This is a genomic window from Pseudomonas sp. KCJK9111 (assembly GCF_046231935.1).
GTDB classification, from domain to species: Bacteria; Pseudomonadota; Gammaproteobacteria; order Pseudomonadales; family Pseudomonadaceae; genus Aquipseudomonas; species Aquipseudomonas parafulva_B.
The window spans coordinates 1-10476 of sequence record NZ_JBJJMO010000102.1 but is presented as its reverse complement, the minus strand read 5'-3'; the positions used below and the strand labels follow the sequence as shown (position 1 = coordinate 10476).

11 protein-coding genes are annotated in these 10476 nt (G+C 62.4%); 7 read left to right on the top strand and 4 right to left on the bottom strand.

The genetic code is table 11. The annotated features are described in order from the left end of the window. Nucleotides 1-61: 61 nt before the first annotated feature. The 3 genes from ACK59L_RS20930 to ACK59L_RS20920 all read right to left on the bottom strand — a co-directional run bounded on the left by ACK59L_RS20930 (nucleotide 62) and on the right by ACK59L_RS20920 (nucleotide 2998). Nucleotides 62-421, bottom strand: a complete 360-nt coding sequence (locus ACK59L_RS20930; protein ID WP_409275807.1) for an RHS repeat-associated core domain-containing protein — start codon at nucleotides 419-421, stop codon at nucleotides 62-64. Nucleotides 422-767: 346 nt separating this feature from the next. Next, complete coding sequence (locus ACK59L_RS20925; RefSeq protein ID WP_409275805.1) at nucleotides 768-2090, bottom strand: APC family permease; 1323 nt, start codon at nucleotides 2088-2090, stop codon at nucleotides 768-770. An 83-nt stretch (nucleotides 2091-2173) separates the two neighbouring features. Further along, nucleotides 2174-2998, bottom strand: coding sequence for a carbon-nitrogen hydrolase family protein (locus tag ACK59L_RS20920; protein ID WP_409275803.1), 825 nt, complete (start codon nucleotides 2996-2998; stop codon nucleotides 2174-2176). 316 nt (nucleotides 2999-3314) lie between these two features. On the opposite strand from ACK59L_RS20920, the gene ACK59L_RS20915 reads away from it, so the two are divergent. Continuing rightward, nucleotides 3315-4094, top strand: coding sequence for a LuxR C-terminal-related transcriptional regulator (locus ACK59L_RS20915; protein ID WP_409275801.1), 780 nt, complete (start codon nucleotides 3315-3317; stop codon nucleotides 4092-4094). A 16-nt stretch (nucleotides 4095-4110) separates the two neighbouring features. On the opposite strand, the gene ACK59L_RS20910 is transcribed toward ACK59L_RS20915, so the two are convergent. Further along, nucleotides 4111-4767: a hypothetical protein gene (locus ACK59L_RS20910; RefSeq protein WP_058603606.1), complete on the bottom strand. Its 657-nt coding sequence runs from the start codon at nucleotides 4765-4767 to the stop codon at nucleotides 4111-4113. Between the two features lie 168 nt (nucleotides 4768-4935). Here ACK59L_RS20910 and ACK59L_RS20905 point away from each other — a divergent pair, with 168 nt between their 5' ends. From ACK59L_RS20905 to ACK59L_RS20880, 6 genes are all read left to right on the top strand, one after another. After that, nucleotides 4936-5697, top strand: coding sequence for a DUF2076 domain-containing protein (locus ACK59L_RS20905; protein ID WP_409275799.1), 762 nt, complete (start codon nucleotides 4936-4938; stop codon nucleotides 5695-5697). A gap of 71 nt (nucleotides 5698-5768) precedes the next feature. Further along, nucleotides 5769-6248, top strand: coding sequence for an NYN domain-containing protein (locus ACK59L_RS20900; RefSeq protein ID WP_023534583.1), 480 nt, complete (start codon nucleotides 5769-5771; stop codon nucleotides 6246-6248). A 7-nt stretch (nucleotides 6249-6255) separates the two neighbouring features. Next, nucleotides 6256-6861 carry a PolC-type DNA polymerase III gene (locus tag ACK59L_RS20895; protein ID WP_196136101.1) on the top strand — a complete coding sequence of 202 codons (606 nt, stop codon included), beginning with the start codon at nucleotides 6256-6258 and terminating at the stop codon, nucleotides 6859-6861. 130 nt (nucleotides 6862-6991) lie between these two features. Then, complete coding sequence (gene yedA / locus ACK59L_RS20890; RefSeq protein ID WP_409275796.1) at nucleotides 6992-7885, top strand: drug/metabolite exporter YedA; 894 nt, start codon at nucleotides 6992-6994, stop codon at nucleotides 7883-7885. A gap of 81 nt (nucleotides 7886-7966) precedes the next feature. Then, on the top strand, nucleotides 7967-9298 hold the full coding sequence (locus tag ACK59L_RS20885) for a DEAD/DEAH box helicase (RefSeq protein ID WP_409275794.1): 1332 nt from the start codon (nucleotides 7967-7969) through the stop codon (nucleotides 9296-9298). A 250-nt stretch (nucleotides 9299-9548) separates the two neighbouring features. Then, nucleotides 9549-10349, top strand: coding sequence for an RHS repeat-associated core domain-containing protein (locus tag ACK59L_RS20880; protein WP_409275792.1), 801 nt, complete (start codon nucleotides 9549-9551; stop codon nucleotides 10347-10349). The last annotated feature ends 127 nt before the right edge of the window (nucleotides 10350-10476 follow it).

The following is a 10476-nucleotide window of genomic DNA, read 5'->3' as shown; positions in this document are numbered from 1 at the left end:
AAATATTGAGTATTTGCATAACTCATGTCCTTCAGCTGGTTACTGCTGAAATGCCTTTTCGCTAACAGCGGTGGGGTGTCGGCAACGTGAGTTCGGGACCGCGACGAGGTAGCTTGATGATTGGTCTTGGCACATTATTGGCGGGATACAGTAAAGAGTGTCCGGTGGGATCGCTGCGGTTCACAGGGTCGTTTGAACAATAGGCGTAAGTATTCATTCCACCCGCTGCGAAAGGGCTCAGACTGTCAGGTGAAAGAAAACGCATTAAGCAAGTGTCGAAGGCTCTGTAGCCGGAGCCCAGTATGTAGCGCCAGGTCAGCGCTTGCGCATACTCACCATTGAGTCCAAGTGACGTGTGTGCAAATCGAATCTCTGCAGCAAAGCCGTAGGGCGAGTACGCCGATATACCGTATCTGTTCATGCGGTTGTGCTCGCGATTGGAGAACTGTCGTTTCGCCGACTAGCAGGGCCGGCGTCTTGAGTGTCCCGGTGATGTCCGCAGCACGCTGCTGGCAAAACTAACAAGTGTCAGATAACAGTCCTGGGCGCTGCACGAAATCGCGAGCAACCTAATCGCCGAACCGCGAACGCCAACGTTTTGTAAAGACCCGCGCCATCACGCAACTGCTATCCATCGTCGGCCAGAAACCTCACAGAATTCCAGCCACCGAAGAACGCTACCGAGTTTCTCGGGATTTGGCACCGGGCCGAGTCATCAAATCCCTCAGATGACCCAAGCCCCCGCCAGCCACACTGCCCGCCCAACCTCAAGCTTCCTCGAAATGCATCTCTGGCGGCTGTTGCCGCAACCCACGGGTGATGACCAGCAGGTACAGGCACCCTATGCCCAGCCAGGCCACGCCAAGGTAGATGGCCATGTGGTCCAGGCTTGCCATCAGCCACAGATCAGCCACCAGCCCAATCAAGGGGAAGGCCAGGTACACCGTTGCAGCCTTGAGCCCGCGCTCGCCCTGGGCGATCCAGTAGTGAAAGATCACCGACAGGTTGACCAGGCTGAAGGCCAGGAAAGCGCCGAAGTTGATGAACGAGGTGGAGGTCGTCACGTCCATGCGCAAGGCCAGTAGCGCGACTACGCCACACAGGACGATGCTGATGACCGGTGTGCCGAACCGTGCACTCAGTCGCCCGAACCAACGCTTGGGCAATACGCCGTCGCGGCCCATGGCGAACAGCAGGCGCGAGGCGCTGGCTTGCGCCGAAAGCCCTGAGGTGAATTGCCCTACGATCAGGCCGATCAGGAAGAAACTGACGAAAATGTCCCCACCAATGGCTTTCGCGATTTCGTAGGCGGCCGAGTCCGGGTTGCTGAAGGTCGCGCCAGGGTGGGCGAGTTGGACGAAGTAGCTGGCCACGATGAAGATGAAGCCGCCCAGCAGGGTGATCAGCAGGATGGCGCGAGGGATGGTCTTGCGTGGTTCATGGGTTTCTTCGGTCAAGGTGCTGACCGCATCGAAGCCCAGGAACGAATAACAGGCGATGGCGGCGCCACTCATGATCAAAGGCAGTTGGAAACCGTCCTGATGAAAAGGTGCCAGCGACCACAACGGCTGGTTCAGCTCGCCGGTGGCGTAGTGCACGGCCAGGCCCACGAAGGCTGCCAGTACCAGGAACTGAAGCAGCATCAGTACGCCATTGACGGTCTTGGCCAGTTGCAGGCCGATGATGTTGATGGCCGTGGTGACGGCAATGAAGGCTAGCACCCACACCGGGTGCGGCACCGCCGGGAAGGCCGAATGCAGGTAGGCCGCGCCGATCAGCCAGATCGCCATGGGCAGGAACAGGTAGTCCAGCAGCACCGCCCAACCGGCCAGAAAACCCAGCTTGGGGCTGATGGACTTGCGCACGTAGGTGTAGGCCGAGCCGGCGACGGGGAAGGCCTTGGCCATCTTGCCGTAGCTCAGGGCGGTGAACAGCATGGCGATGGAGGCGGCCAGATAAGCCGAGGGCACGGCGCCTTGGGTGGTGTCGGCGAGGATGCCGAAGGTGCCCAGCACAATGATGGGGGTCATGTAAGCGATGCCGAACAGCGTCACCGCACCCAGCGACAGGGTACGTTTCAAGTGGGCCATGGTGTTACTCCGGATTGTGTTTTTTATGGAGTTCAGTGTCAGGGCCCGGCCTGGGCCCTGGGCGCCAGCCGTGGCGCAAGGGTTCAGACGGGGGTCAGGATCAGTTCTCGCAAGCCGTCTGGGTGCTCGACCTGCTGGCCTGGCAGCTCGAAGCGGCGCTCGGCCAGGTAGCTGTAGTCCTGGCGCGCTTGCCCGATCAGCGCCATGTCGAGGTCCAACTGCAGCCGGCAGGCGCTGCGCCCTGCCTCGCACAACAGTTGGCCGTAAGGGTCGACCACCGCGCTGCCGCCTGCAAACACCAGGTTGCCATCGCCCTGGCCGACGCGATTGACCATCACCGCATAGGCCTGGTTTTCCATGGCGCGAGCGCTGATAGCGGTGCGGTGCGTGGGGCCATACGGGTCCATGTTGCCGTTGGTCACCAGGATCAGCTCGGCCCCCAGCTGGCCCAGGGCGCGGGCGCTTTCGGGGAATTCGATGTCGAAGCAGATCAACAGCCCTACGCGCACCCCTTTGTACAGCGCCGTGGCGTAGCGATCGCCCGCCGTGAAGATGCCCTTGTCGGAGGCCCACAGGTGGGTCTTGCGGTACTTCAACGCGACACCGTCCGGGGTGATCAGCACGGTGGTGTTGTAGAAGTGCCCGTCTTCGCCCGCCTCGGCAAGGCCGACCACGGCTGCCACGCCCTTGTCGGTCACCGCTTGGGCGACGGCGGCAAGCGTCGGGCCGGTCAGGGGCTCGGCGATAGCCGCGATGTCGTCCTGGGTTGGAAAGCCCATCAGCTGGGTTTCCGGGAACACGATCAGGTCCACATCCGCTGCGGCGCGGTGGATCGCCTCCAGGGTGCGTTCCAGGTTGTAGGCGGTGTCGCCGTCGCGACCGGCCAGCTGGACGAGTTCTACTTTCATTGCAACTCCTGACTGCGCAGCCAAACGGCTGCCAGGTAATCGACGCGGCGTGAAACCAGCGCACTGCACCGGCTGAGATAACGTGCCTGCCACTTGCTGTGGCGGACGGTGATTGCCCGAGTATGCCGCTGCCATTGGCGGCGGGGTAATTACGCCCTTGAGGTAACCCATAGGGGTTAGCCCTGTACACATTCTTTCGGTACTGGCCAGCGCTGCGCCGAAAACAGCGCCGCAATGCCCATGCACTCCAGTACACTTTGCCTGCTCGGTTGTATTCACCCTGACCTGCACTCACCTTTTGGTACAGAGCCCGGACATGAACCTCACACTTCAGGACATTGCCTGGCATCGGTCGGTCGGCCAGGTGATCGATGCGCTGGACCACCCCGGTTTCTGGCTGCGCCTGGTGCGGTTGCTGGAGCAATACGTGGCGTTCGACAGTTGGGTCGCGTTTCTTTTCAGCGAGCATCGCCCGCTGGTGTATGCCGAATCCCCCGGCAGTGATGGCGGGCTGGACCCGTTATTTCAGGATTACCTCAAGGGCCTGTACCTGCTGGACCCGTTCTACATCGCCAGCCGGGAGACGCCGGCAAGCGGCCTGGTGCAGCTGGTCGACGTGGCCCCTGAATGCTTCGAGCGCACCGACTATTACCAGCGGTATTTCCGCCTCAACGTGGTGGCCGACGAGGTGCAGTACAACGTGGCCCTGGATGCCGGGCGCACGCTGTGCCTGTCGCTGGGTAGCCGCTCACGCTTTGCGGGCGAGCAGATTGCGCTGCTGCACCTTCTGCAACCCTGGGTGCTGGCCACCATGCGCCAGCGCTTTCGGTTCGAGCACGATGTCGACGAAGTCACCCCGGCGCCTGCGTGGCAGAACCACCTGGCCGAGGGCTTCGGCAACCTTGAAACGCCGCTCACCGCCCGCGAACTGGAGGTGGGCCGCATGCTGCTCAGCGGCTGTTCCAGCAAGGAGATCGGCCGCAAACTCGCCATCTCCTCGGAAACCGTGCGGGTCCATCGCAAGCACATCTACCGCAAGCTGGGCATCAAGTCCCAGTCAGAGCTGTTCGCCTTGTTTCTCAAGGCCCAGCGCTAGCAGCCGGTAGCTGCGTTCACGTGCGCTGCTCAACCTCGAGCAGCATGAACAGCCGGTACATGACCACCGTGCCGAACAATTGCAGGAAGCCTGCCAGGCTGTCCACGAGCAGTTGCACGCCAGGAGATGGGTCGGGGATGGCCATCAGGATCAGGCCTTCGATCAGCCAGATCGACGCCAGCACGGCCAGCAGGCACACCAGAATGCGCAGGAAATGGCCAGTGGTCATGCGGGCGCTTTCGCGCATCGCCTGCACCACGGGCAAGCCGCGCAGCACCAGCAGGTATTCACCGAACACCAGGTTGACCATGATCCACACCCCAGGGAACACGAACAAGGCCATGCCGGCCATGATCAGCAACGAGCTGATCAGCACCAGCAGCGTCAGCGCCGGCCAGAGCTGCACCGCACGGGCAAACAGGTCGCGCTTGGCGATGGCCTGGCCATTGCTGCGGGTATCGAGGTACAGAATCAGTGCTGCGCTGTACAGCGGGTAGCACAGCACGTAGATCAGCATGCCGTAGGCCGGGGAGGCCTGCTCGCCCAGCTGGCGATACAGCACCTGGGTCAGCACGGCTTCGAGCACCACCAGCGGCAGGCACAGTTGGGCAATACCGGCCAGGTGGCGGGTGAAGAAGTGGAGGGAGTCGCGCAAAACGCTCAGCGGATTCATGGGGTCAACATCGCATGGCAGTTGAAACAGGGGGTCTAACTCTAGCCCAAAGCGGCCCTTGATCCGTTACTTGCTGAAAAAAGTTTCACCCCGCCGGTGATTGAATCAGCCGCGTCGACGCCCCATCTTTGAGCCTGTCCGTAGTCCCGCTACCCACGAGGTCGCCCCATGAATACCGAAGAACAATCCCTGATCGATGGCCTGTTCAGCCGCATCAAGCAGGCCGAAGACCCAAGCCAGCCCCGTGATGCGCAGGCCCAGGCCTGCATCGAGGCGCATGTGCGCCAGCAGCCGGCGGCCCCTTACTACATGGCCCAGGCGATCCTGGTGCAGGAAGCGGCCATCAAGCGCCTGGACGAACAAAACAAACAACTCGAAGCGGAACTCAAGCAGGCACGCGCCCAGGCCGAGGCTGCGCAGGCCGGCGCCTCGCAGAACGCAGGCGGCGGCGGTTTTCTGTCCAGCCTCTTCGGCGCTGGCGGGCGTAGCTCGGCGCCGGCACCTGCTTCTCAGCCCCAGCGTTCGGTCGCACCGTCCGCACCCGCCGGTGGCGGCTGGCGCGAGCCCGCGGCACCTGGCTTCTCGCAGCCGCCGGCCCAGCAGTCGGGCTTTGGCGCAGCGCCCGCGCGCGGCGGCGCCAGCAGCTTCCTGGGCGGCGCCATGCAGACGGCTGCCGGTGTAGCCGGTGGTGTCTTGCTGGCCCAGGGCATCAGCAGCCTGTTCAACCACAATTCCCAGCCCGAAGAGGTGGTCGAAGTGATCAAGGAAGCGCCTGCGCAGGCCAGTGACAGCGGCGGCTGGAACGACCAGAACGAGCAGCAGCACGTGGCCGACAACAGCGGCTGGGGCAGCGACCAGGGCGGTTACAGTGACGCCGATTACGGCGGTGATGACGGGGGATTATTCTCCGACGACGATTCCTACGTCTGACGGCTCTGGCATACTGCTGGCCTTCGCGGGGCGCTGAACCCGCCCCCGATTCGGCCAGACGAGGTGCCAAGGTGAAAAAGATCGCGCTGTTCGCCGACGTGCAGAACCTCTATTACACCGTGCGCCAAGCCCACGGTTGCCATTTCAACTACACCGCCTTGTGGAACCAGGTCAGCCGCGAAGGCCAGATCGTCGAGGCGGTGGCCTATGCCATCGATCGGGGCGACAGCAAGCAGCAGCAGTTTCAGCAGATACTGCGCAACCTGGGTTTCGATGTGCGCCTCAAGCCCTTCATCCAGCGCAGCGATGGTTCGGCCAAGGGCGATTGGGATGTCGGCATCACCCTGGATGTGATCGATGCGGCCAGCCGCGTGGACCAGGTGGTATTGGCGTCGGGTGACGGGGATTTCGACCTGCTGCTCGACCGCGTGATCCAGCGTCACGGCACCGAAGCGGTGGTCTATGGCGTGCCTGGGCTGACGGCGATGTCGCTGATCCGCGCCGCCACCCGCTATGTGCCCATCGAGGGCCCGTTGTTGCTCAAACACTAAGGTTTTTATGGAACGTATCGCTGTCATCGACTTTGAGACCACCGGCATTTCCCCAGGCACCGGTTGCCGCGCCACCGAGGTGGCCGTGGTGATGCTCGAGCGCGGGCAAATCGTCGAGCGCTATCAGAGCCTGATGAACGCGGGGGTGTCGGTGCCTGCTTTCGTGTCGGGCTTGACCGGCATCACCACCGCCATGGTGCGCAAGGCACCCCCGGTGGAGCAGGTGATGAACGAGGTGGCCGAGTTCGTGGGGGCAACGCCGCTGCTGGCCCACAACGCCGCTTTCGACCAGAAGTTCTGGGACTTCGAGCTGGGCCGCATCGGCCGCAGCCGCAGCCAGCCCTTCGCCTGCTCGCTGTTGCTGTCCCGGCGCCTGCTGCCGGCAGCCCCCAACCACAAGTTGGGCACACTGACCCACTGGGCCGGGCTGCCCAACACTGGCACGGCCCACCGGGCCATGGCCGACGCGGAAATGGCCGCCAACCTGGTCCAGCACCTGGCCGGCGTACTGCGCCAGGACCATGGGGTGCAGCAGCCTTCCCACGACTTGTTCTGCCGCCTGCAGAAGACCCCCGCCGCCAAGGTCCGCGACGCACTGGCAACCTACCGCTGAAGCGGGCAGCGCCTGTCGTTGCACGCCCCAGGTTGCAAGTGTGCTGCTGATCCAACGCCCCACTGTAGGGTTGCCGCTGCGCTTCACGCCGTTAGACTGCGTCACCCGCAAAAGGATTTTCGACTCGACCATGTCCAGCACCCGCCGCTTCCCGCTGTTGCTCATCGGGGCCTTCGTGGCCTTGTATTTCGTATGGGGTTCAACCTACCTGTTCATCCGCATCGGTGTGGAAAGCTGGCCGCCCATGCTCATGGCCGGGGTGCGCTTTCTGATTGCCGGGGGGCTGTTGTACGGCTTCATGCGCTGGCGAGGGGCGCCATCGCCGTCCTGGCCGCAGTGGCGGGCAGCGGGGCTGGTGGGCTTTTTACTGCTCAGCTGTGGCAACGGGGGCGTGACGATCGCCGAACATGCGGGCGTGGCGTCCGGCGTGGCAGCGCTGGCGGTGGCGACCGTGCCCTTGTTCACCCTAGTGTTTGGGCTGATGTTCGGTTACCGCAACTCGGCGCTCGAATGGGCGGGCATCGTCCTGGGCCTGACTGGCATCGGCCTGCTCAACCTGGGCTCTAACCTGCAGGCGAGCCCGCTTGGCGCGGCGCTGCTGATCTTCGCCGCCGCCTCGTGGGCGTTCGGGTCGGTGTGGAGCAAGCGCCTGCCCATGCCACCGGGCCCCATGGCCAGCGCCGCACAGATGCTGGTCGGCGGCACGGCATTGCTGCTGGGTAGCCTGCTGTCGGGTGAACGCATGACGCAGATGCCCACCGCTGCCGGTTGGGGCGCGCTGGCTTACCTCGTGTTCTTCGGCTCGATCCTGGCGTTCAGCGCCTACATGTACCTGCTCAAGCACGTTCGCCCGGCGGCCGCCACCAGCTATGCCTACGTCAACCCGGCCGTGGCGGTGCTGTTGGGCATCATGTTCGCCGGCGAGCAGATCGGTGCCGAGGAGTGCGTTGCCATGGCCGTGATCATCGGCGCGGTGGTCCTGATCGGCCTGCCGCAGTGGCGCAAGGCGCGCCCCGTCGCGTAGCCGCTCGACCGGGAAACCTGCAAGTGCACAGGGGGGATGCGGTAGACTTGCCGGCTTCGCTGAACCCCTGATGGTATTGCCATGAATTTCGCCAAACTCGGCCTGATCGAACCCTTGCTGCGCACCCTTGAACAGCGCGATTACACCACCCCGACCCCGGTACAGGCCCAGGCCATCCCCGCCGTGCTGGCCGGCCGCGACCTGATGGCCGCCGCCCAGACCGGCACCGGCAAGACCGCAGGTTTTGCCCTGCCCGTGTTGCAACGCCTGGCGCTCGAAGGCGAGAAGGTCGCGGCCAACTCGATTCGTGCCCTGGTCCTGGTGCCCACCCGTGAACTGGCCGAGCAGGTGCATACCAACGTGCGCGAATACGCCGAGCACCTGCCGCTGAGTACCTATGCGGTGTATGGCGGGGTCAGCATCAACCCGCAGATGATGCGCCTGCGCCGCGGTGTGGACTTGCTGGTGGCGACCCCGGGCCGGCTGCTGGACCTGTATCGCCAGAACGCGATCAAGTTCAACCAGGTGCAGATTCTGGTGCTCGATGAAGCCGACCGCATGCTCGACCTGGGGTTTGCCGAGGAGCTGCAATCGGTCTATGCCGCGCTGCCCCGCAAACGCCAGACGCTGTTGTTCTCGGCAACGTTCTCGGACCAGATCCGCATGCTCGCAGGGCTCGCGCTCAACGACCCGCTCAGCATCGAAGTCAGCCCGCGCAATGCCACGGCGGCAAGCGTCAAGCAATGGCTGGTGACGGTTGACAAGAAGCGCAAGGTCGACCTGTTCTGCCACCTGTTGCGCAAGCAGCGCTGGAAACAGGTGCTGGTCTTTGCCAAGACCCGCAACGGCGTCGATCAGCTGGTCGAGCGTTTGCTGGCCGAAGGGGTCAAGGCCGACGGCATCCATGGTGACCGCCCGCAAGCGACGCGGCAACGGGCGCTGGACAGCTTCAAGGCACGCGAAGTGCAGGTGCTGGTGGCCACCGACGTGGCTGCGCGCGGGCTGGACATTGACGACCTGCCGCTGGTGGTCAACCTGGACCTGCCGATCGTGGCCGAAGACTACGTGCACCGTATCGGTCGCACCGGCCGTGCGGGCAACACGGGCGAGGCGATTTCGCTGGTGTGCGCTGATGAGGTGCAGTTGCTGGCGGCCATCGAAGTGCTGACCCGTCAGACGCTGACGCGTCATGAAGAGCCTGACTTCATACCTGATCACCGGGTACCGCTGACCGATGCCAGCGGTCAGGTGATGAAAAAGCCCAAGAAACCGAAGAAGCCCAAGGAAAACAGTGCCAAGCGTGGGCTGGGGCGGTGGATGGACAGTGACGAAGCCGGTACCGCGCCACCTGCGGTGAAGGCGGTGCGCAAGGTGCCTAGCTTCAATGGGGGGCCGCGCAAGCGCAAGCCTTGACGGTTAGAGCACTGGCATGAGGCAGTTGCCTTTGACCTCAATGAGACTGGTGCGCGCCTGAGCACTGCATTGGGCGCTGCCTCTTCCTGAAACGCGAATCGCCAGGCGCAATTTCAAAAGGCCAGTCGCCATTCTTGCGGCGCGGACACCGCATCCCGCATGATCACGTCGGCAAGACGGTACCTCCCGCGAGCCTGCAGCTTCACTTGTAGTACAGCGCCTGGCCTGACAAAACTGCCAGTTTTTTTTCATGAAGTACTTTGCACATCATGAGATTCACAACCACTACGAGGTGCGTCTCATGTGCGATAAAGCAAGCCTAATATCAGGCACTGGCCGAGCGGTCTCCTATTTGCCCTATGGCGATCAACGCTGCGCTCCACGCTGTTCTGGGCTGGCTTATAGCGGCCAATTACTGGACCGTGTTACCGGGGGGTATCTGCTGAAGAGACGGATGTACCAACCGCAGCTGAGGCGTTTCTACACCCCAGATCCACTGAGCCCTTTCCTGACGGGAGGCTTGAACGCGTACGCCTACTGCGAAAACGATCCGGTTAATTTCATTGATCCAGAAGGGAGTGCCCGATTAGGGCGTTATACGAGTAATCTCAAGCCTGTTGTGAAGAAGATCGACAATGAGAAATTTCGGCTGAAGGGGTTCGCTTTCGACTCCTCAAAGCCCATGGGCCAGCGTATTGACAAGTTTCGGGCGAAGGTCGCAAATGGCCTACTGCAAGAGCGTGTTGATCAACATGTTTCTACGAGTGGATCTTTCTATGTCAACGAGGATCGATCATTGTTCATAAGTGAGTTTCTCGTTGCCGATAACGAAGTGGATATGTATCCGTTAAAAAATTTCGGTTTCATCGAACAAGGATTTACGTTGAAGGTTGTTAACCCTACCCATGCCAGAATAGTAAACGGGCATCCGGTATTCGATAGCAACATGATCACGATCGACGAGTCAGGTATAACCGACTATTCGAAGCGAGATCTGCAGATGCCTGGGGTGAACGACGCAATCCGTAAAGGGCAGCCTGCAAAGCGTTGATTGTTCACCGAGCAAGGCATGCAGTTTGCGGGTCAGCCGAGGCCTCTGTAACCTCGACTAGGCAAGCGAGGACAGGCTTGTGCTACGCGCGACCAGCCCGGCGTCTTCCCCTGCCGCCCCACCCAGG